Raw genomic sequence first — 21883 nt, 5'->3', positions numbered from 1 at the left:
GGTTGTGACGGAGGACGGCGCTCCGTTACTGCGACCTTTCCAGTTGGGCCCCGGCCTCCGCCGGGGTGTTTTTGGAAAGGCTACCGCGCCGCGACCTTCGCCTCGATCGCATCCCAGATCATGCCCGCCACATCCGTCCCGTCGAACTTTCCGATCGCCACGATCCCCGTCGGCGACGTTACGTTGATCTCGGTCAGCCACCTGCCCCCGATCACATCGATCCCGACGAACAACAGCCCGCGCTTCTTGAGTTCCGGCCCGAGCACCGCGCAGATCTCGCGCTCCTTGTCGGTCAGCTCCGACTTCTCCGCCGAGCCACCGACCGCGAGGTTCGAACGGATCTCGCCTTCGCCCGGCAGGCGGTTGATCGCGCCCGCGACTTCGCCGTCGACCAGCACGATCCGCTTGTCGCCCTTCGCGACGTCGGGGAGGAACGCCTGCACCATGTGCGGCTCGCGCCACGTCATGTTGAAGACCTCCATCAGCGCCGACAGATTGGCGCCGTCCGACTCGACCTTGAAGATCGCCTTGCCGCCATTGCCGTGGAGCGGCTTGATGACGATCGCGCCGTGCTCGGCGAGGAACTTCCGCGCCTCGTCGAGCGAGCGGGTGACCAAAGTCGGCGGCATGAACTGCGGGTAGTCGAGCACGAACACCTTCTCGGGCGCATTCCGCACCTGCGCAGGATCGTTCACGACCAGCGTCCTGTCGGCGATCCGCTCGAGCAGGTGCGTCGCGGTGATGTAGCCGAGATCGAACGGCGGATCCTGGCGCATCAACACGACATCGGCCTCGTCGCCGAGGTCGAGGTTTACCGGTTCGCCGACGCTGAAATGATCTCCGACGACGCGCTGCACGGTTACCGGATGCGCCTTCGCCCAGACCCGGCCGTCACGGTAGTTCAGATCCTCGGCCGAATAATGGAAGAGCGTATGACCACGATCCTGCGCGGACAACATCAGCGCGAAGGTTGAATCGCCGGCGATGTTGATGCTGTCGAGCGGGTCCATCTGGACGGCGACGGTGAGGCTCATTCTCGCATTCCTTCCATGCACCCCGCTTTGGCCGTCACCCCAGCGGAAGCTGGGGTCTCCCAGTTACGGAGAGACCACAGCTTCCGCTGGGGTGACGGGCTGGGATGGTTCGGATCGGGACTTAGGAAGGCGGGCGGGATTTGTCACCCACGCTCGCCTGATCCCCGCCCGATCCCGTCACCCTATCCCGCCTCCGATCCACGCATTCTCGATATGCCGCGGACGCGTACCCGGCGCGAGCAGGATCACGTCCACCCGGATATCGTCGCCCGGCCCCGCATAGCGCGGCATCAGATATTCCGCCGCCGCCGCCACGCGCGCGAGCCGGCGCTCGTCGATCGCGAAGTCGAGTTCGGCCGCGGTCGCGCGCGTCTTGACCTCGACGAATGCGATCAGGTTACCTTTGCGCGCAACGAGATCGACTTCGCCCGCCGGAGTGCGGACGCGGCGATCGAGGATTCTCCAGCCTTTGAGACGCAACCACCACCCGGCCAATCGCTCGCCGCGACGCCCGGCGGCTTCCGCAACCTGTCGGTCAATCGTGTTCCCCTTCCGCTTGCGGGAGGGGCCAGGGGAGGGCGGGGGCGGCACGTCCGTGACATGCCCTGGCCCAACCCCTCCCGCAAGCGGGAGGGGAGATCAGGCCTTCGGCTTCAATTCCAGCGCCCGCGCGTAAAGCGCCTTCCGGTCGAGCCCGAGCTTCTTCGCCACCTCACTCGCGGCCTGCCCGGTCGACAGTCGCGTCAGCGCCTCGACCAGCGCAACATCGCCGTCCTCCGCGCTCGCAGGAGGCGCTTCACCCGGCGGTGCGACGACGATCACGATTTCCCCCCGCGGCGGCGCGTCCGCATAGCGCTCGGCCAAAGTCGACAGCGTCCCCGTCACCGCCTCCTCGAACTTCTTGCTGATCTCGCGCGTCACCGCCGCCTCGCGGTCGCCGAGCCCTTCCAGCAGCGCCGCGAGACACGCCCCCAACCGCGGCCCCGACTCGTACATCACCAAAGTTGCGCGAATGGTGGCTACCTCCGCGATAGCCTCCGCCCGCGCGTGCAGCTTCGACGGCAGGAACCCGACGAACAGGAACCGGTCGGTCGGCAATCCCGCCAGCGTCAGCGCCGCCACCGCCGCGCACGGCCCTGGAATCGTCACCACCAGATGCCCCGCCGCGCGCGCATCACGCACCAGCTTGAAGCCTGGATCCGAGATCAACGGCGTCCCCGCATCCGACACCAAAGCCACCGCCTGCGTCGCCATCCGCGCGATCAATGCCGGTCGCACACCCTCCGCGCTGTGATCGTGATACGGCACCATCGGCGTCTTCGTGCCGATGTGGCGGAGCAAGCCGGCGGTCACGCGGCTGTCCTCCACCGCGATCACGTCAGCCCGGCGGAGGATGTCGGCGGCGCGCGGCGACAGATCGCCAAGATTGCCGATCGGGGTCGCGACGATGTAGAGGCCGGGATAGAGAAGAGATTCAGGGTTCATGGGGATGGTCATGGCAGACGCGACGACGATAGGGCAACCGGGACGGCAACGCGCATTCGGCCGGTGGGTGGCACTCGGTGCGGCGTGCCTGCTTGGCGCATGTCAGACGATCGTCCCGCGCGGCCCGGTCGAGCCGTCGCAGCAGCGCCCGACCACGCGGCCGGTCGATCGTCCTGAGATTGGCGTCGAGACCGGCATCCCGCGCGATGCCGAGCGTAACCGCGTCGCGCTGCTGGTGCCGTTGTCGGGCAGCAACGCCGGCGTCGGCACCTCGATCGCCAACGCGACGATGCTCGCGCTGCTCGATACGCAGAACCAGCGCGTCCGGATCACCAACTACGACACCGCGACCGGTGCCGCCGCCGCTGCGCAGCGCGCGATCGCGGAAGGCGCGCAGCTGATCCTCGGCCCGTTGCTCGCCGACGATGTCCGCGCCGTCGCACCGATCGCGCGCGCCGCGAACATCCCGGTGCTCAGCTTCTCCAACGATCTCGGCGTGGCCGGCAACGGCGCGTACCTGATGGGCTATGTTCCGACCCAGTCGATCGCGCGTGTCGTCGATTTCGCCCGGACACGCGGCGTCAGCAATTTCGCCGGCCTCGTCCCCAACGGCCTGTACGGCGAGCGCGCCTCGACCGCGTTCCTCCGTGCGGTCGAAGGCGCGGGTGGCCAGGTCGTCTCGCTCCAGACCTACACGCGCGGTCCCGGTGGCATTTCGGGCGCCGTCACGCGGTTGGCGGCAAAGGCCCCTTATGACGCGGTGCTGATCGCCGACGGTGGCGCCACCGCAGCCTCGGCGGCAGCGATGGTCAAGCGCGGCGGCGGTGCGTCGACGCGTATCCTCGGCACCGAACTCTGGAATTCCGACACCAGCATCGCCGCCAAGCCCGCACTGTCCGGCGCCTGGTACGCCAGCGTCTCGGACACGCTGTACCGCCAATACGCCGCCAAATACCGCGCACGCTTCGGAGCAGGGCCGTATCGCCTGTCGAGCCTCGGGTACGACTCGGTCCTGCTGACGGTCCGCATCGCGCGCGACTGGAAGCCCGGCACGCCGTTCCCGGTCAACCGCCTGCGCGACAGCGACGGCTTCGCGGGCATCGACGGCGCCTTCCGCTTCGGCAAGGATAATATCGCCGAGCGCGCGCTGGAGGTTAAGGAGATCCGCAGCGGCACGACCACGGTGGTTTCGCCAGCGCCGAGCGGTTTCGGGAAATAAACCGGTAGGCGCATCACGCCCGTCCGCGGGGGTGGTGCGCCGGGCGGATCAGCTCCCCTTGCGGCCGATCTTCTCGACCCGCGCCACCACCTCGTCACGCACCGATTCCGGTACGAACTTGGCGATATTCCCGCCGTACAACGCGATCTCCTTGACCAGCCGGCTCGCGATCGGCTGCAACGCGACGTCGGCCATCAGGAACACCGTCTCGACGCGCGGATTGATCTGCTGGTTCATCCCCGCCATCTGATACTCGTATTCGAAATCGGCGACCGCGCGCAGGCCCCGGACGATCACCTTCGCCCCTTGCCGCTCGGCGAAGTCCATCAGCAGCGAATCGAACGCGACGACCTCGATATCGCCATCGACGTCCGCCACCTCGCGCCGCACCGTCGCCATACGCTCCTCGATCGTGAACATCGGCGACTTCGACGGGTTGGTCGTCACCCCGATCACCAGCCGGTCGACCAGCTTCGCGCCGCGTCGGATGATATCCATATGGCCCAACGTGACCGGATCGAACGTGCCTGGATAGACACCAATGCGTGCGGTCATGTTGAACTCCCGGTTGTACGCTTAGCGGTCGCGTTCGAGCACGAAGCGCGCGATGTCGCGCAACAGATCGGCTTCCTTGCCATAGCTATGCAGGTGCGCGATCGCTTGGTCGACCAGCATCCGCGCCTGTTCGCGCGCGCGGTCGGGCCCGAGCAGCGACAGGAACGTCTCCTTGCCCGCGACCTCGTCCTTGCGCAGCGACTTGCCGACGACCGCCTCGTCGCCCTCTGCATCGAGCAGGTCGTCGGCGATCTGGAACGCAAGCCCCAGGTCATGCGCATAGCCGCGCAGACCAACCCGGCCCTCCGGCGGCAACCGCCCGAGGATCGCGCCGGCCTCGACCGACGCCGAGATCAGCGCCCCCGTCTTCATCTGCTGGAGCCGCGTAACGGTGTTCAGGTCGAAGCGCGTGCTTTCCGCCTCGATATCCATCTTCTGCCCGCCCGCCATGCCGTTCGGGCCGGCTGCGCGCGCGAGGTCGGTCACCAGCTCGATCCGCACGAACGGATCGGGGTGCGTCGCCGGATCGGCGAGGATCTCGAACGCCAGCGCATGCAGGCAATCGCCCGCCAGGATCGCGGTCGCCTCGTCGAACACCTTGTGGACGGTCGGCTTGCCGCGCCGCATGTCGTCATTGTCCATCGACGGCAGGTCGTCATGGATCAGCGAATAGACGTGGATCGCCTCCAGTGCAGTCGCTGCCCGCGCCGAACATTCGTGCGCGACGTCGAACAGATTGGCGGTCGCGAACACGAGCAGCGGGCGCAACCGCTTGCCGCCGCCGATCGCGGCATGCCGCATCGCCCGGTACAGGTCGCCGCGCGGATCGTCGGGGATCGTCAGCAACTGGTCGAACTGCCGGTCGATTTCGGCCGCGACGTCGGCGAGGGCGGCATCCAGTGTGACGGGCATCTGGCTCACCGCGTCAGCCCGCCGCGAATGGGCGGACGCCCGCGGGCTTGCCGTCGCCATCGAGCCGTATCGCTTCGATCCGCGCCTGCGCCGCATCGAGCCGGTCGGCGCAACGCTGGCGCAGCTTGTTGCCGCGCTCGTACAGCTCGATCGCCTGCTGGAGCGGCGTATCGCCACTCTCCAGCTTCCCGACGATAAGCTCGAGTTCCTTCAGTGCATCCTCGAACGCGAGGTCTTCGATCGGCGTGTCCATGTCCGTCGCTATGGCGCAGGCACGCGATGGGGGTCAAGGACGTGGCGGCGGGGTTCTGACGGGTTCGGGGGCGTTCAGCGCAGCCGGTTCACGGTCCAGGTGTAGAGCACCGAAACGCCGACCAGCCCGAAATCGACCGCCGCCTGGATCCGGTGCGGCGACGGATCGCGCGAATCATGCGTGACCAGCTGCAGATCGACGGTCGGATGCCGCACGGCCACGACAGCCAGCGCGATCAGCCCCGCGACCACCAGTGTTCCCTTACGATCCCGCATCCTGTGTCCCCCCGGCAACGCGGCCGATCATGTCGCAATTCGTCCTTGCCGACAAGTCGAGTGGCGGTCCGGCGCCGATGCACCCGGCCGCCGCTTCCCCCTTCTCGTCCAATACCGCCCCGGCATCGCCGATCCCCAGGCGGGCGCGCACGAAAAAGCCCGCCGCCGGATCGCTCCGACGGCAGGCTCTTCGCTTCGATCACAACCCGAAGTTACTTCGCGTCGACAGTCTCGACCTTGCCCTTCTTCTTGGGCTTCTTCGGCGCGGCCGGCTCGATCGCGAACGACAGCGCGCCGTCCTTCATCTTCACCGTCACCTCGCCGCCGTGGACCAGCTTGCCGAACAACAGTTCCTCGGCAAGCGGCTGCTTGATCTTCTCCTGGATCAGGCGACCCATCGGCCGTGCGCCGTACAGCTTGTCATAGCCCTTGGTCGTCAGCCACGCCTTCGACTCGTCGTCGAGCAGGATGTGCACGCCGCGGTCCGCCAGCTGGAGTTCGAGCTGGAGGATGAACTTGTCCACGACCCGCGCCACGACTTCGGTCGGCAGGTACCCGAACGGCACCACCGCATCGAGACGGTTGCGGAATTCCGGCGTGAACATCTTGGTCACCGCCACCTCGTCCTCGCCCTCACGCGTCAGGTTGCCGAAGCCGACCGTCTCGCGCGCCATGTCGCTGGCGCCCGCATTGGTCGTCATGATCAGGATGACGTTGCGGAAATCGACCGACTTGCCGTGCTGGTCGGTCAGCCGCCCGTTATCCATCACCTGCAACAGGATGTTGAACAGGTCCGGATGCGCCTTCTCGATCTCGTCGAGCAACAGGACGCAGTGCGGGTTCTGGTCGATCGCATCGGTCAGCAGACCGCCCTGGTCGAACCCGACATAGCCCGGGGGCGCACCGATCAGACGGCTGACCGAGTGGCGCTCCATATATTCGGACATGTCGAACCGCTGGAGCGGAATGCCGAGGATCGTCGACAGCTGCTTGGCCACCTCGGTCTTGCCGACACCGGTAGGCCCGGTGAACAGATAGTTGCCGATCGGCTTCTCCGGCTCGCGCAGACCTGCCCGCGCCAGCTTGATCGCCGACGCCAGCTTCTCGATCGCCGCATTCTGCCCGAACACCACGCGCTTGAGATCGGTCTCGAGCGTAGCCAGCGCCAGCTTGTCGTCGGTCGAGACCGACTTCGGCGGGATCCGTGCCATCGTCGCGATGACCATCTCGATCTCCTTCGGGGTGATCGTCTTCTTGCGCTTGTTCGGTGGCACCAGCATCTGCATCGCGCCGACCTCGTCGATCACGTCGATCGCCTTGTCCGGCAGCTTGCGGTCGTTGATGTACCGCGCCGACAGCTCGACCGCCGACTTGATCGCATCGGGCGTGTACTTGACGTTGTGGTGATCCTCGAACGCCGAGCGCAGCCCCGCGAGGATCTTGATGGTGTCCTCGATCGTCGGCTCGTTCACGTCGATCTTCTGGAAGCGCCGCAGCAACGCGCGGTCCTTCTCGAAGTGATTGCGGAACTCCTTGTACGTGGTCGAGCCGATGCACCGGATCGTACCGCCGCTAAGCGCCGGCTTGAGCAGGTTAGACGCATCCATCGCCCCGCCGCTGGTTGCGCCGGCACCAATGACGGTGTGGATCTCGTCGATGAACAGTACGGCATCGGGGAGCTTCTCAAGCTCATTCACGACCGCCTTCAGCCGCTCCTCGAAATCACCGCGGTACCGCGTACCCGCCAGCAACGCGCCCATGTCGAGCGAGTAGATGATCGCCGGCAACAGCACGTCGGGCACGTCGCCCTCGACGATCTTGCGCGCCAGGCCTTCCGCGATCGCGGTCTTCCCCACGCCCGGATCGCCCACATAGAGCGGGTTGTTCTTCGACCGGCGGCACAGGATCTGGATCGTGCGATCCACCTCCGGCCCGCGCCCGATCAGGGGATCGACCTTGCCGGCCTTCGCCTTCTCGTTGAGGTCGACCGTGAATTGCTTGAGCGCGCTTTCCGTCTTGCCCTTCTCCTGTCCCTTGGCCGGCTTCTCGTCGTCCGCACCCTTTGGCGTGGATGCTTCGGTCGCCTGCTGCCCGCCCTTGCCGACACCGTGGCTGATGAAGCTGACCGCATCGAGGCGGCTCATGTCCTGCTGCTGCAGGAAATACACCGCATAGCTCTCGCGCTCGCTGAACAGGGCGACGAGTACGTTGGCACCCGTCACTTCGTCGCGGCCCGAGGACTGGACGTGGAGGATCGCGCGCTGGACGACGCGCTGGAACCCGCTGGTGGGCGAGGGATCGGTCGCCGCATCGACCTTCAGCGCATCGAGTTCGCTGTCGAGGTAATGCGCGACGGTATTTTTCAGTTCGCCGATCTCGACGTTGCACGCGGTCATGACCTTCGACGCGTGTTCGTCGTCGATCAGCGCGAGCAGCAGATGCTCCAGCGTCGCATATTCGTGGCGCCGGGACGACGCCGCCTCGAGCGCCTTGTGCAGCGTGGTCTCGAGGGCGGGTGCAAATGATGGCATTTACAATACTCCTGTCGGGCCGCGAGAACGCGAGCCCTTTGACGCTATGTCGGAACTGATATCGGTCGCATCAAGCACTTGAACCGTGGCCCGACCGTTCCTGCGTCGGTTAAAGATCACGCGGCGCTGCTCCCTTGCCCCGTCATCCTGGGCTCGACCCAGGATCCAGGGCCAGGATCGCCCACGCTTCTGGCTCTGGATCCCAGCGTTCGCTGGGATGACGGCGGGATGGGGCCATGCGGCAATGGTCGATGGAACAGTGCCGGTCGATGCCGTGGCAGCGAACACAGGCACCGCCGCGCCAGTCACCGCCTGAACAAGTCGTCGGCGATGGCGCGATGACTGACGGCGCGGTCCTTCTTGACCTGGCATCGCGCGATCTCGCCCTGCAGCACGGTGATCCGCGCATCGAGTTCGGCCACCGACAACGGATCGAGGTCCTGCCGCACCAGTGCGTCAAGCAGATCGTCGGGACGGGAGGGGGCGTCTTCCAGGTCCATCGTGCCTGCAACGTTGACCCGCACCCGAGTGATGTCAATAAGGCCGGCACATCAAAAGGGACGTGACGAGCCGATGACCGCGATACCCGAAAACCAATCCAGTAACTTACGTGTACCTGACGTCATGAAGGCGATCGATCCGGAACAGCCCGGCGGTCCCGACGTGCTGGTGCTCGTCGATCGTCCGGTGCCGCAGCCCGGGCCGGGCGAAGTGCTCGTCAAGGTCGCCGCGGCCGGGGTCAATCGTCCCGAGGTGATGCAGCGCCAGGGCAAATATCCGCCCCCGCCGGGTGCGCCCTCGATCCTCGGCATGGAAATCTCCGGCACGATCGTCGCGGTCGGCGACGACGTCGGCGACGAACAGATCGGCCAGTCGGTCTGCGCGCTGATCTCCGGCGGCGCCTATGCCGAATACGCGGTCGCGCCGTTCGGCCAGTGCCTGCCCGTGCCCGCAGCGCTGACGATGGTCGAGGCCGCGGCAATGCCCGAAACGCTCTTCACCGTCTGGACCAATTTGTTCGAACGCGCCTACGCCACCGAGGGCGACACCGTCCTCGTCCACGGCGGCACCAGCGGCATCGGCACGATGGCGATCGGGCTGTGCAATCTATTCGGCATCGACATCATCGTCACCGCCGGTTCGAAGGCCAAGTGCGAAGCCGCGCTCAGCCTCGGCGCAACCCACGCGATCGACTACAAGACGGAAGATTTCGTTGAGCGCGTGAAGCAGATCACCGGCGGCAAGGGCGTCGCCGCGGTGCTCGACATGGTCGGCGGCGACTATGTACCCCGCAACCTGCAATGCCTGGCGGAGGACGGCCGCCACGTCTCGATCGCGGTCCAGGGCGGCATGATCGCAACGGTCCCCCTGTTCGAGATCATGCGCCGCCGCCTGACGCTGACCGGCTCGACGCTTCGCCCCCGCGACACCGCATTCAAGTCGCTGGTCGCCGACGAACTGGCGCGCACCGTCTGGCCGCACGTCGAGGCCGGCAAGCTGAAGCCGGTCATCGACCGCGTCTTCGCGTTCGCCGATGCCCCCGCCGCCCATACCCGCATGGAAGCCGGCGACCACGTCGGCAAGATCGTCCTGACGATGGGCTGAGGGGAGCACTCGCCCCCTCCGTCACCGGTTGGAGCACGATAGCCAGTAGCATCGGTGAGGGGGGTAGCCACCAGTCGCATCGGTTGAAGCAGGACACCCGCCCCCGATCCCGTCGCGGCGACGATGGAGCAGAACACCCGCCCCAATCCCGTCGCGTCGGTGATGGAGCAGAACACCCGCCCCAATCCCGTCGCGGCGATGATGGAGCAGAACACCCGCTCCAATCCCGTCACCCCAGCGAAAGCTGGGGTATCCCCGTTTGACCCGCGACACACACCAAGCTCACCACCACCACCCCGGCGAAGGCCGGGGCCCAGTTGAGAAACCCGATTACGCACGCGGTGCGCTTCGTTACCACGACCTAGCCAACTGGGCCCCGGCCTCCGCCGGGGTGGTAAATCTGAGATCGGAGCAAACGCCGCACCAAACCAAACCCTGTTCTCCCGCGAAGGCGGGAGCCCAGTCTGGATCCCCGCCTTCGCGGGGAAACAGCTTTTCTTAAAACAGACCGCGTCCGAAGAATCCTCCCCCGCGAGGGGGAGGTGTCTGGCACGTGCCAGACGGAGGGGGCGGAAAGAGAGCCCGCTGCTCCGTGTCCTCCCCCTCCGTCGCGTTCAGCCCCCCGGGCAGAGGATTGAAGCGATAACGCCAGCCTTACCCGGCTTCGCGCCCCTTAGTTGCTGTCCGAACCGTCATCGTCATCCCCGCCGCTCGTCGCGAGCAGCACGCCGACCACCAGCGCGGCCAGGATGCCGATATTGACATAGGTCGCGGTCGGACCCTCGGCGAGCGCGCTCTTGCCCGTCGTCGTCGTCCCCGCACGCGCCTGCGCCACCGACAGCGACGACGCGGCATTCGCCGCCGACGCCATCGTCGGTGCGACCATCATCGCCGCGCCCGCAACCGCCACCGCAACATTCCTGAAACCAGACTTCACGATATTTTCTCCCTGCAACATCGCCGCATAGGTTCAGCTTCGCCCCGATTCGTCAACGCGTTTGCGCGCAGTTGCAGCAACGTTTTTCACTGACTTCTAACAGTCACCGGACTGCGACTACCCTGTCACAATACTCGGCTAATACTCGCGGCGAGGGATACCTTGCCGGGGGACAGGCTCATGAACGCCGTTACGACGTTTCCGCCATCTAGCGTCTTGGGCGCCGACATCACCGATATCGCCGATTTCATCCACTCCCGGCCCGCCGCGCCCGAGCCGATCGTCGAGCGCCGGCAATATCGCACGATCTGGATCTCCGACGTCCATCTCGGCACGCGCGGCTGCAACGCCGGCATGCTCAACGACTTCCTCGATCACGTCGACAGCGAGACGATGTATCTCGTCGGCGACATGATCGACGGCTGGCGGCTGAAGAAGAAATTCTACTGGCCCGCCGCGCACAACGACGTCCTCTGGCGCCTGCTCAAGCGCGCCAAGCGCGGCACCCGCGTCGTCTACATCCCCGGCAATCACGACGAAGTGTTTCGTCAATATTCCGGGCTCGATTTCGGCGGCATCTCGATCCGGCGGAAAGCGATCCACGAGACCGCCGACGGTCGCCGCCTGCTGGTGCTCCACGGCGACGAGTTCGACGCGATCACGCTCGCGCACCGCTGGGTCGCGCATATCGGCGACGCGGCCTATACGATGCTGATGGGCCTCAACCGCTGGGTCAACGGCGCACGGCGGCGGATGGGCATGCCATACTGGTCGCTGTCGAAGCACGCCAAGGCCAAGGTCAAGAACGCGGTCGCCTTCATCTCGCACTTCGAGGAAGTCGTGGCGCATGCGGCCGGCGTCCGCGGTGTCGAGGGCGTCGTCTGCGGCCACATTCACACTGCCGAAATGCGCGAGATCGCCGGCATCGCCTATTACAATGACGGCGACTGGGTCGAGGGCTGCACAGCCCTGGTCGAGCATTTCGACGGCCGCATGGAACTCCTCCATTGGGCCGACGAAATCGCCGCCCGCGAGCGCGACAAAATCGTCACCCTAGCCGCCTGACCCAAAACCCTCTCCTCAGCGGGGAGAGGGAAAGACGCGAAGCGGCGAGGGTGAGGGCAAGTCCACCGCACTAAACAAAAAGCGTGCCGTCACCCTCCCACCGCAAGCGCGGCGGGCCCTCCCTCTCCCGATGGGAGAGGGGCAAAACGGAGAAGACAGATGCGTATCGCAATCGTCACGGACGCCTGGAGCCCGCAAGTCAACGGCGTCGTCCGCACCCTCCAGTCGGTCCAGCGCGAACTCGAATCGATCGGCCACCAGGTCATGGTCGTCTCGCCCGAGCGCTTCGCCTCGATGCCATGCCCGACCTACCCCGAGATCCGCCTCGCCTTCGCCCGCTCCGGCGCCGTCGGCCGCATGCTTGCCGCGTTCGGGCCGGACGCGATCCACCTCGCCACCGAGGGGCCGGTCTGCCTCGCCGCCCGCAACTGGTGCCTCGCCCGCGCGCTGCCGTTCACCAGCGCCTATCACACGCAATTCCCCGACTATATCGCCGCCCGCACCGGCGCGAACCCCGACTGGATCTGGCGCTACATCCGCTGGTTCCACCGCCCCGCGCAGTCGATCCTCGTCTCCACGCCATCTGTTGCGAAGACGCTCGCCGAGCACGGCCTGCACCAGGTCCGCGAATGGGGCAGGGGCGTCGACTTCGCGCAGTTCGGCCTTGACGGCGCGCGCGACCCGGACATGGCGGCGCTCCCCGGTCCGATCCAGCTCTATGTCGGCAGGGTCGCGGTCGAGAAGAACATCGAAGCGTTCCTGTCCTCCTCGCATTCCGGCACCAAGATCGTGGTCGGCGAAGGCCCCGCCCGCGCCGCGCTCGCCCGCCGCTTCCCGGACGCTGTTTTCCTGGGCCAACGCTCCGGCCTCGATCTAGCCGCCGCCTATCGCACCGCCGACGTCCTCGTCTTTCCCAGCCGCACCGACACCTTCGGCCTCGTCATGATCGAGGCGCTGGCGTGCGGCACGCCGGTCGCCGCCTATCCCGTCACCGGCCCGATCGACGTCCTCGACGACCGCGTCGGCGCCATGCACGAAGACCTCGACGTCGCGATCGCCACCGCGCTGACCCGCGACAGCGTCACCTGCGCCGCCTATGCCGCGCGCTACAGCTGGCCGGCCAGCGCCCGCCAGTTCCTCCACGCGCTCGTCCCGCTGGAAAGGAAGCTGTTAGCCGCCTGAGCTTGTTCGCTTGCCTGTTGCCCCCACGCGCACTAAGTCTCTCTCATGTCAGGCCGCTCCGAAAGGGGCGGCCCTTTCTATTTTTACGGAGTTTCCGCCGTGGCCCAGCCGCTCATGCCCCACGCGACCGCCGCCTGGATGGTCGACAATACCGCGCTCAGCTTCGAGCAGATCGCGGACTTCTGCGGCCTGCACATCCTCGAGATCCAGGCGATCGCCGACGACACGACGTCGACCAAGCTCACCGGTCGCGATCCCGTGCGCGCCCATGAGGTCACGCAGGAAGAGATCGACAAGGGTGCCGCCGATCCCGATTACCAGCTCAAGATGATCAAGGGCCCCGAGCAGGTCCGCCGCACCAAGGGCCCGCGCTACACGCCGGTCTCGAAGCGCCAGGACAAGCCCGACGGCATCTCGTGGATCATCCGCAACCACCCGGAGATCACCGACGGCGCGATCTCGCTGCTGATCGGCACGACCCGCACGACGATCGCCGCGATCCGCGACCGCAGCCACTGGAACATCGCGAACATCACCCCGAAGGATCCGGTCACGCTCGGCCTGACCTCGCAGCGCGAGTTGGATGCAGCCGTGGCGAAGGCGGCCAAGGCAGCCGGCATGGAAGCGCCGACCGACACCCGCCTCGAAGGCGACCGCGAAGTGCTCCTCCAGCAGCTCCGCGCCGAGCGCACCCAGGCGGCAGCCGACGCGCAGTTCGTGGCAGACGGCGGCGTGTTGCCCGTCAAGCCGCTCTTCGACGACCCCTTCAAGCGCTGACCGCACGTCCCCTCCCGCAAGCGGGAGGGGCAGGGGTGGAGCGCACGCTCACCTCAAACGATACGTCGAGTGAGCGCGGTAAGACCCACGTGCCGCGCAGATGGACAAGCGCAAACCCCTCCTCCGTCATCCTGACGAAAGTCAGGATCCAGAGCCAAAAATGTCGCCCTACGTTATCCTGGATCCTGACTTTCGTCAGGATGACGGGGAGCGCGCAACGCCCGCCAGCACTATCTCCCGCCACATCCAGTTGCTAACCGCAACGGATGGCAACCGCACCCGACACCGATTTCGCGCCGACCAGCCACAAGGGCCTGACCTACCCCTTCGGCGGCGCCGAGCCCGAAGTCGGTGACGTCTTCGAGGTCGCCCCCGGCATAGACTGGGTCCGCCTCAAGATCCCCGGCCCGTTGAAACACGTAAACTGCTGGCTCCTCGCCGACACCGACGGCGACGCGCTGATCGACACCGGCATGAACACCGCCGAGGCCCGCGACGCCTGGAAAGCCATCTTCAACGGCCCCAAGTCCGGCGTCCGCATCACGAAAATGATCGGCACCCACTTCCACCCCGACCATATCGGCCTCGCCGGCTGGATGTGCGATCACCATGCCGCCCCCCTGATCATGACCCGAGCCGAATGGCTGACCGCGCGCATGCTCGCTGCCGACGCGCGCGACTCGGTCCCGCACGAAATGCTCGCCTTCTGGCGGGGCGCAGGCTGGGGCCCAGACCAGATCGACCACGCCACCGCCAAGGGCTGGGCCGGCTTCCGGAAAATCATCACCCCGCTCCCACTCAGCTACACCCGCATCGAAGACGGCGACACGCTCACCATCGGCGCGCGCGACTGGCGGATCGTCACCGGTTCCGGCCACTGTCCCGAACATGCGTGCCTGTACGACGAAGCCGGCGGCATTCTGATCGCCGGCGATCAGGTCCTCCCGCGCATCAGCCCCAACGTCTCGCTAGGCGTCACCGAACCGGGCGCCGACCCGCTGGGCGAATGGTTCGCCTCGATCGCCAAGCTCAAGACGCTGCCGGCAGACCTGCTCGTCCTCCCCGGCCACGGTGACCCGTTCACCGGCCTCCACACCCGCCTCGACGCGATGGACCGAGAACACCGCGAACGACTCGACGAACTCGCCATCTTCCTCGCCGAACCCCGCCGCGCGGTCGACTGTTTCGGCCGGCTGTTCCGTCGCGCGATCGGCCCCGATGTGCTCGGCATGGCGACCGGCGAAGCACTCGCGCATCTCCGCCGCCTCGAGGTCGAAGGCCGAGCGATCCGCGACACGGAAGATGGCGTATGGTGGTGGCGCGCAGCCTGAGTTAGCATGCGGCCAAATTCAAGAGGATAGCCCCATGTGCGACGAGCATACCGCAGACGATAACGAAGCGTATCTGGCCGGCGTCTCGCGCCGCCAGTTCGGCGTGATGACCGGCGCGATCGGCCTGACGATGCTGCTGCCCGCCCCAGCGAACGCCGCCGTCATCAAGGGCCGCGACGTCGCGATCACCACGCCCGACGGCAAGGCCGACGCCTATTTCGTCGCGCCCGCCACCGGCAAGCACCCCGGCGTGCTGATCTGGCCCGACATCATGGGTCTGCGCCCCGCCTTCCGCCAGATGGCCGACCGCCTCGCGCAATCGGGCTATGCGGTGCTCGTCGTCAACCAGTTCTACCGCTCGACCAAGGCACCGTTCCTCGCGCCCGGCGAGTCGTACGACCAGCCCGCCGTCCGCGCCCGCATCGCCCCCTTCCGCGAAGCGCTAACGTCCGAAGGCACGGTGCGTGATGCGAAGGCCTTCACCGCCTTCATCGACGCGCAACCGCAGACCGACCGAAAGCGCGGGCTGGCGACCACCGGCTATTGCATGGGTGGCCCGATGGTGATGCGCACCGCCGCAGCCGTCCCCAACCGGATCCGCGCCGGCGCGACCTTCCACGGCGGTGGCTTCGTCACCGACACGCCCGACAGCCCGCACCGCCTGATCCCGCAGATGAAGGGCCGATACCTCATCGCGATCGCCGCCAACGACGACGCGCGGTCGCCCACCGAAAAGGACACGCTCCGCACCGCCTTCGCCGCCGCCAAACTCCCCGCCGAGATCGAGGTCTACGCCGGCACGATGCACGGCTGGTGCCCGCCCGACTCGAAGGTCTACAACGCAGCCCAGGCGGACAAGGCCTGGGCCCGCATGCTCGCGCTGTTCGACAAGGCGCTGGTGTGAGGCTCCCGCCGATCTTCCCCGTCACCCCGGACTAGTTCTGGGGTCCACGGTCCCGCATATTCTCAGGCCAACGCGTATGCGGAGCGGTGGATGCCGGAACGAGCCCGGCATGACGGGAGGAGAGGGTAGTGTCTGATGCCCGCAGCCAGCCGCTTGACCATGCCAACTGTCCATGAGACCATCGTTCACGATCCGTTCTCAAGGAGAGTCGCATGACGCTGACCCTGTACACCAACCCGATGTCGCGAGGCCGGATCGCGCGGTGGATGCTCGAAGAGGTCGACGCCGAGTATGAGACCGTCGTCCTCGACTACGACACGACGATGAAGGCCGAGCCGTATCTGTCGATCAACCCGATGGCCAAAGTCCCGGCGATCGTCCACAACCACAAGACCGTCACCGAGTGCGCCGCGATCTGCGCGTACCTCGCCGACACGTTCCCCGACGCCGATCTCGCCCCCCGCGACGAAGAACGCGCCGATTACTATCGCTGGCTCTTCTACGCCGCCGGCCCGGTCGAAGCCGCGACCGGCAACCGCGCGCTCGGCGTCGTGCCCGATGCCGCGCAGCAACGGATGATCGGCTATGGCAGCTTCGATCGCGTGATCGACGTGCTCGAACAGGCTGTGGCAGCGCACCCGTACATAGCCGGCGACCGCTTCACCGCCGCCGACGTCTATGTCGGATCGCAGGTCATCTGGGGCATGCAGTTCGGCTGGCTGCCGAAGCGCGAAGCGTTCGCGGACTATGCCGCGCGCCTGATCGAACGCCCGGCGTACCTGCGCGCCGCAGCACTGGACGACGCCCTGATCGCAGTCGCCGCGTAGGAGCGAGCGCGTGACCAACCAACCAAACCCGTCATCCTGACGAAAGTCAGGACCCAGGATACCAGGAGCTAGCCTCCATGGCTCTGGGTCCTGACTTTCGTCAGGATGACGGCGGGGGTTGGAACGACTGGAGTGGGTGAAAATCCACTTTCTACTATAGGCGGCCGGGCCTGTGGACTCGCTGCGTGGTGGGCGGGTACCTCGCGTACAGCTAACGACGATCCTCCCCCGCCAGGGGGAGATGGCGCCAAAGGCGACGGAGGGGGAGGACACGGAGCAGAGGTCGGCGCTTACCGCCCCCTTCGTCAGGCTGCGCCTGCCACCTCCCCCTGGCGGGGGAGGATCGTTCGGGGCCAGCACCTCAGCTTACCGATACGTTTTAAAACCGAGTCGCCATCGAAGAGCGACTTACGAAAATGCAAACCGCCGGAGTAGACGCTACAGATTAGCGATCAGGCCGCCCATTTCGCCAGCCAGTCGGCCAGCGCCTGCGGCCCCATCGATCGCGCATCCGCCAGTTCGGTCTCATGCCCAGCGTTCAGCAGCTTGTTGCTCCGCGGATCGACCACCAGCACCGCCGGCACGCCCTTGAGCCGCCCCTTGATGCCGTACCCCGCCGCGATCTGCCCGTTCTTGTCGAAGCGGCCGATGTCGACCGTCACGACCACGAACTTGCTGTCGACGAAACGCTTCATCTCCGGTAGGTCGATCGTCCCCGCGAGCAGGCGGCAGTCGAGGCACCAATTGCCGCCGAGATCGATCAGCAACCGCTTGTGCGTCTTCAGCGCGCGCGCACGCGCCGCCGCAACCTGCGCATTGGCGTTCGCCGACTCGTTATACGGCAGCGGCAAGGGCTGTGGCAGCTTGTCGAAGCTCGTCGTGTTGACGTGCGGCGCCACGACTTTCCCACGAGGGGCAGCCGGCGCGGCCACCGCGGTCGCGAGCAAGGCAAGCGCGGCGAGACGGGGCATCGACATCATTCATATCCTCCGATCACGGCATTCAGGAAGCTCGGAAATGGTCCGTTCCAGCCATCCGCCGGCGTATCGGCGACCGGTTGGCGCCGACCACCGGTTGGATCCGCAGGAATGCGCTCCGTCCGTGGCGGCTCGACCTTTGCCGATTCCGAACGAACAGGTTGCGAGCGAACCGGCTCCGACCGCGCCGGCTCAACGGGCGCCGCGCGAACCGGTTCGACATACGCCGGTTCGACCTGCACCGGCTCGACCCGTGCCGGCTCGGCAACGCGCGGCTTCACCGCGGGCACGGGCTCGTCGATCGGCGTACGCTCCCAGCGTGGACGCTTGGCCGCCGCAACCGGCTCGGCTGCAGCCAGCACTTCGGCGACGATCGCCGGGGCCACCGTATCCGCCCGTGGCACCCGCCGCGTACGGGGCCGATCCGACTCCTCGGCAGCCGCCGCAACCGGCACCGGCGTAAACGTCTCGGACCGCGCGCCGCGACGCGGCCGCGCGCGCCGCGCCGTGCCCTCGTCTTCGGTCACAGCAGCAACCGGCGCAATCTTCGGCTCGGCACCCTTCAAGCGCTCGATAGTCTGCCCGGTCAGCTTCTCGATATTGACGATGTTCTCCGCATCGTCCGGCGCGACGAACGTGTACGCCGTACCGGTAGCCCCCGCGCGACCCGTCCGCCCGATCCGGTGGACGTAATCGTCCGGATGCCACGGCGCGTCATAGTTGAACACCGTCGACACGCCCTTGATGTCGAGCCCGCGCGCCGCGACGTCCGACGCAACCAGGATCGTCACCGCGCCGGTCTTGAACAGCTCCAACTCGGCCAGTCGCTGCGGCTGCTCCATGTCGCCGTGGATCTCGCCCGACTTGTAGCCCGCCTGCTTCAGCACCTTGTTGAGATCGCGCACCGTCGTCTTGCGGTTGCAGAAGATGATCGCGTTGGTCACTTCGTCCTGCGCGAGGATACGGCGCAGCGTGTCGCGCTTGGCGGTCTGGCTCGCCACCGGCACCAGATACTGCTTGATGTTGAGGTTGGTCGACGCCGGGCGCGACACCTCGATCGTCTTGGGATTGGTCAGGAACTTGTCCGCCAGCTTCTTGATCGGCGGCGGCATCGTCGCCGAGAACAGCAGCGTCTGGCGCTGCTTCGGCAGCTTGGTGCAGATTTCCTCGATGTCGGGGATGAAGCCCATGTCGAGCATCCGGTCCGCCTCGTCGATCACCAGCATCGAACAGCCGTTGAGCATGATCTTGCCGCGCCCGAACAGGTCCATCAGCCGGCCCGGCGTCGCGATCAGGACGTCGACGCCCTTTTCCAGCGCGGCGAGCTGGTCGCCCATCGACACGCCGCCGATCAGCAACGCCATCGAGAGGTTCGAATTGACGCCGTATTTCTCGAAATTCTCCGCCACCTGCGCGGCGAGTTCGCGCGTCGGCTCGAGGATCAGCGAGCGCGGCATCCGCGCGCGGCTGCGGCCATGCGCGAGAATGTCGATCATCGGCAGCACGAACGACGCGGTCTTGCCGGTGCCCGTCTGGGCGATACCGATGATGTCGCGCATCATCAGCACCGACGGGATCGCGCCGGCCTGGATCGGGGTCGGCTCGGTGTAGCCGGAGTCGGTGACTGCCTTCAGCAGTTCGTCGGAGAGGCCGAGGTCGGCAAAACTCATGCAAATGTCCGGTAAATGGAGGGTGAAATGCACTGCCCTCAAGCCTTCCGGCGCTCGCCGATTTAGCGCCAAATGTCAAGGAAACGCGGTGAATGGAGGATGGAGAGGCACCGGTGGCCGGCGCACTTCCGCAAACGCCCCGTCATCCTGACGAAAGTCGGGATCCAGAGCCAAGCAGCGTACCGTCGGTTACTCTGGATTCTGACTTTCGTCAGGATGACGGAACGGGTGGCCTTGCATCCGCCAAGCGCGTTAGCGGCCCGACCCCGCTACTTCTTCGCCCGCAAGCTCTTGAACCCGTCGATCTCGCAGCGCGCACCCGAGCGCATGCGGATCGCGTCGCGGTCCTTGCAGATCAGGCCGTCGGGCCCCGGCCTCAGATAGAATCCCGAATAATAATCGAGCGGCCTGCAGTCGCCGTCGAGCCGCGCGCGCAGCCGCGTCGTATCGTCCATCACCAGGTCGACCGCGCCCTCCTTGTTCAGCATCGCGCCGGCAATTTCGGAAACCGCGATGCATTTGGGGCCCTTATGCTCCTTCCACTCCCGAGGCGGCGAGAAGGTCCGCGCTGGCGCCCGGCTCATCCGGGGCACGCGGATGATGACGCGCTGGTGGATCGAGATCTGCGCGACCTGCAGGCCGTCCAGCGCGAACCGAGGCTGGGGGACATCGCGCCCGCTCGCAGAAAAGGGGGCCGCGACGAAGGGGCCCGCGAGCGCGAGGAGGGTGGCGGGAATCGCGGGATGGATCATGTTGACGTAACCGTTAGGGCCAATCGTTGAACGCGCGATGAATTTTGTCTAGCGCTGCTCGCGTGCCCGAAATTCAGTCCGACATCGAAACAGAAACCCTGACGCGGTCGCAAGCCGCGATGCTGGCCGCGCTCGCGCCGCATCTCGATGCCAAGGCGATCGTCACCGACCCCGCCGACATCGACCCCTGGCTGCACGACTGGCGCGGCCGTTTCCACGGCGCCGCACCCGCGATGCTGTCGCCGACCTCGACCGCGGAGGTCGCGCTGATCGTCAAGGCGGCGGCCGCACACCGCGTGCCGCTGGTCGCGCAGGGCGGCAACACCTCGATGGTCGGCGGCGCGACCGCCCCCGCGGACGGCAGCGCGCTGATCCTGTCGCTCCGCCGCCTGAACCGAATCCGCAACGTCGACACCGATGCCGGGCTCGCCATCGCCGAGGCCGGCGTGATCCTCGCCGACCTCGACTCCCCCGCCCAAGGGCAGGGGTGGCGCTTCCCGCTGACGCTCGGCGCGCGCGGCACCGCCACGATCGGCGGGCTCGTCTCGACCAACGCGGGCGGCACGCAGGTCCTGAAGTTCGGTACGATGCGCGGCCTCGTCGCGGGCGTCGAGGCGGTGCTCGCCGACGGCAGCATCCACGACGGCCTGTCCGCGCTGAAGAAGGACAATCGCGGCTACGACCTCGACCAGCTGTTCATCGGCGCGGAGGGCACGCTGGCGATCGTCACCGCCGCCACGCTCCGCCTCGCTCCGGCAATCGCGGCGCGCGGCACGGCGTGGGTCGGCATCGCGTCCCCCCAGGCCGCGCTGAAACTCCTGCGCACGATGCAGGCGAAGACCGACGCGATCGAAAGCTTCGAGATTCTCCCCGCCGAATCGCTCGACGCGGCGGTGACGCACCTCCCGAACGCCCGCGTGCCACTAGTGGGCCGCCACCCCTGGCACCTCCTGATCGAGGCGACGTCGGCCACCACCGACGGCGAATCCCCCAGCGCGCTCCTCGAACGCCTGCTCGCCCAAGCGTTGGAAGACGGCGCGATCGAAGACGCGACGATCGCCACCAGCGAAGCCCAGTCGGACGCGTTCTGGCTGCTCCGCGACTCGCTCTCCGCCGCCGAACGCGCGCTCGGTCCCGCGACGCAGCACGACATCTCGATCCCCGTCGAGACGATGCCGCGCTTCATGATCGAGGCGGCGGCGGCGTGCGACGCGCGCTTCCCCGGCACGCACGCGAGCGGATTCGGCCATCTCGGCGACGGAAACGTCCATTTCCACGTCCGCGCCGCCCCCGGCACCGACCCTTCGCGCTGGTATGCCGAGGATGCGCCGGTCGTCACCCGCTTCGTCGGCGATCTGGTGACGGCGGCGGGCGGCTCGATCTCGGCCGAGCACGGCATCGGCCAGATGAAGCGCGACGAACTCGAACGCCTGTCGTCGCCAGCGCGGATGACCGCGCTTCGGGCGATCAAATCCGCGCTCGATCCGCTGGGCATCCTCAACCCCGGCAAGCTCGTCACACTTGCACCAGCCCGCCCCGCACCATAGAGCCTCGCCCCAATCGGTGGCACAAGCCGCCGGCAATGTTTTGAC

Annotated in this window: 22 protein-coding genes; 9 read left to right on the top strand and 13 right to left on the bottom strand. The window is 66.8% G+C overall.

What is annotated here, in order from left to right; all coding sequences use genetic code 11:
- Positions 1-80: 80 nt before the first annotated feature.
- The 3 genes from gshB to rsmI form a co-directional block, all read right to left on the bottom strand.
- Positions 81-1034 carry a glutathione synthase gene (gene gshB, locus U1737_RS06480; protein WP_248524394.1) on the bottom strand — a complete coding sequence of 318 codons (954 nt, stop codon included), beginning with the start codon at positions 1032-1034 and terminating at the stop codon, positions 81-83.
- A 177-nt stretch (positions 1035-1211) separates the two neighbouring features.
- The gene (locus U1737_RS06475; RefSeq protein WP_248524511.1) at positions 1212-1574 is read right to left on the bottom strand and encodes a YraN family protein; all 363 of its coding nucleotides are present in this window, start codon (positions 1572-1574) and stop codon (positions 1212-1214) included.
- A 99-nt stretch (positions 1575-1673) separates the two neighbouring features.
- Positions 1674-2519, bottom strand: a complete 846-nt coding sequence (gene rsmI, locus U1737_RS06470; protein ID WP_332796027.1) for a 16S rRNA (cytidine(1402)-2'-O)-methyltransferase — start codon at positions 2517-2519, stop codon at positions 1674-1676.
- Between the two features lie 10 nt (positions 2520-2529).
- On the opposite strand from rsmI, the gene U1737_RS06465 reads away from it, so the two are divergent.
- Positions 2530-3738 carry a penicillin-binding protein activator gene (locus U1737_RS06465; RefSeq protein ID WP_332796026.1) on the top strand — a complete coding sequence of 403 codons (1209 nt, stop codon included), beginning with the start codon at positions 2530-2532 and terminating at the stop codon, positions 3736-3738.
- 48 nt (positions 3739-3786) lie between these two features.
- Here the strand turns inward: U1737_RS06465 and coaD are convergent, their stop codons facing one another.
- The 6 genes from coaD to U1737_RS06435 form a co-directional block, all read right to left on the bottom strand.
- Positions 3787-4293, bottom strand: coding sequence for a pantetheine-phosphate adenylyltransferase (gene coaD / locus U1737_RS06460; protein WP_136189378.1), 507 nt, complete (start codon positions 4291-4293; stop codon positions 3787-3789).
- 21 nt (positions 4294-4314) lie between these two features.
- Positions 4315-5205 carry a polyprenyl synthetase family protein gene (locus U1737_RS06455; protein ID WP_332796025.1) on the bottom strand — a complete coding sequence of 297 codons (891 nt, stop codon included), beginning with the start codon at positions 5203-5205 and terminating at the stop codon, positions 4315-4317.
- A gap of 13 nt (positions 5206-5218) precedes the next feature.
- Complete coding sequence (locus U1737_RS06450; RefSeq protein WP_056060585.1) at positions 5219-5458, bottom strand: exodeoxyribonuclease VII small subunit; 240 nt, start codon at positions 5456-5458, stop codon at positions 5219-5221.
- A gap of 74 nt (positions 5459-5532) precedes the next feature.
- Positions 5533-5733 carry a type 2 periplasmic-binding domain-containing protein gene (locus U1737_RS06445; protein WP_248524398.1) on the bottom strand — a complete coding sequence of 67 codons (201 nt, stop codon included), beginning with the start codon at positions 5731-5733 and terminating at the stop codon, positions 5533-5535.
- A 212-nt stretch (positions 5734-5945) separates the two neighbouring features.
- On the bottom strand, positions 5946-8264 hold the full coding sequence (gene clpA / locus U1737_RS06440; RefSeq protein WP_248524400.1) for an ATP-dependent Clp protease ATP-binding subunit ClpA: 2319 nt from the start codon (positions 8262-8264) through the stop codon (positions 5946-5948).
- Positions 8265-8569: 305 nt separating this feature from the next.
- On the bottom strand, positions 8570-8764 hold the full coding sequence (locus tag U1737_RS06435) for a DUF1192 domain-containing protein (protein WP_176501302.1): 195 nt from the start codon (positions 8762-8764) through the stop codon (positions 8570-8572).
- A gap of 124 nt (positions 8765-8888) precedes the next feature.
- Here U1737_RS06435 and U1737_RS06430 point away from each other — a divergent pair, with 124 nt between their 5' ends.
- Positions 8889-9869: an NAD(P)H-quinone oxidoreductase gene (locus U1737_RS06430; RefSeq protein WP_332796024.1), complete on the top strand. Its 981-nt coding sequence runs from the start codon at positions 8889-8891 to the stop codon at positions 9867-9869.
- Between the two features lie 673 nt (positions 9870-10542).
- Here U1737_RS06430 and U1737_RS06425 read toward each other — a convergent pair.
- Entirely contained in the window at positions 10543-10806 is a 264-nt protein-coding gene (locus U1737_RS06425; protein WP_332796023.1) for a hypothetical protein, read from the bottom strand.
- Positions 10807-10986: 180 nt separating this feature from the next.
- On the opposite strand from U1737_RS06425, the gene U1737_RS06420 reads away from it, so the two are divergent.
- The 6 genes from U1737_RS06420 (at position 10987) to U1737_RS06395 (ending at position 16892) form a co-directional block, all read left to right on the top strand.
- A complete protein-coding gene (locus tag U1737_RS06420) occupies positions 10987-11871 on the top strand; it encodes a UDP-2,3-diacylglucosamine diphosphatase (protein WP_332796022.1) in 885 nt (294 codons plus the stop codon).
- Positions 11872-12030: 159 nt separating this feature from the next.
- A complete protein-coding gene (locus U1737_RS06415; RefSeq protein ID WP_332796021.1) occupies positions 12031-13053 on the top strand; it encodes a glycosyltransferase family 4 protein in 1023 nt (340 codons plus the stop codon).
- 99 nt (positions 13054-13152) lie between these two features.
- Positions 13153-13830, top strand: a complete 678-nt coding sequence (locus U1737_RS06410) for a DUF1013 domain-containing protein (RefSeq protein ID WP_056484483.1) — start codon at positions 13153-13155, stop codon at positions 13828-13830.
- A gap of 266 nt (positions 13831-14096) precedes the next feature.
- The gene (locus U1737_RS06405; protein ID WP_332796020.1) at positions 14097-15161 is read left to right on the top strand and encodes an MBL fold metallo-hydrolase; all 1065 of its coding nucleotides are present in this window, start codon (positions 14097-14099) and stop codon (positions 15159-15161) included.
- Between the two features lie 34 nt (positions 15162-15195).
- Entirely contained in the window at positions 15196-16065 is an 870-nt protein-coding gene (locus tag U1737_RS06400) for a dienelactone hydrolase family protein (RefSeq protein WP_248524406.1), read from the top strand.
- Between the two features lie 212 nt (positions 16066-16277).
- The gene (locus tag U1737_RS06395) at positions 16278-16892 is read left to right on the top strand and encodes a glutathione S-transferase family protein (protein WP_332796019.1); all 615 of its coding nucleotides are present in this window, start codon (positions 16278-16280) and stop codon (positions 16890-16892) included.
- A 452-nt stretch (positions 16893-17344) separates the two neighbouring features.
- Here U1737_RS06395 and U1737_RS06390 read toward each other — a convergent pair whose 3' ends face one another.
- From U1737_RS06390 to U1737_RS06380, 3 genes are all read right to left on the bottom strand, one after another.
- The gene (locus U1737_RS06390) at positions 17345-17863 is read right to left on the bottom strand and encodes a thioredoxin family protein (protein WP_443027093.1); all 519 of its coding nucleotides are present in this window, start codon (positions 17861-17863) and stop codon (positions 17345-17347) included.
- 5 nt (positions 17864-17868) lie between these two features.
- Complete coding sequence (locus U1737_RS06385; RefSeq protein ID WP_332796017.1) at positions 17869-19539, bottom strand: DEAD/DEAH box helicase; 1671 nt, start codon at positions 19537-19539, stop codon at positions 17869-17871.
- A gap of 269 nt (positions 19540-19808) precedes the next feature.
- On the bottom strand, positions 19809-20291 hold the full coding sequence (locus U1737_RS06380; protein ID WP_248524409.1) for a hypothetical protein: 483 nt from the start codon (positions 20289-20291) through the stop codon (positions 19809-19811).
- Between the two features lie 119 nt (positions 20292-20410).
- On the opposite strand from U1737_RS06380, the gene U1737_RS06375 reads away from it, so the two are divergent.
- Entirely contained in the window at positions 20411-21838 is a 1428-nt protein-coding gene (locus U1737_RS06375; protein ID WP_332796052.1) for an FAD-binding oxidoreductase, read from the top strand.
- Positions 21839-21883 lie beyond the last annotated feature (45 nt).

It is taken from the genome of Sphingomonas fucosidasi (genome assembly GCF_036663855.1).
In the GTDB taxonomy this organism is placed as follows: domain Bacteria; phylum Pseudomonadota; class Alphaproteobacteria; order Sphingomonadales; family Sphingomonadaceae; genus Sphingomonas; species Sphingomonas faeni_B.
Note: the sequence above shows the minus strand (reverse complement) of the source record. Positions and strands in the feature narration are given on the sequence as shown.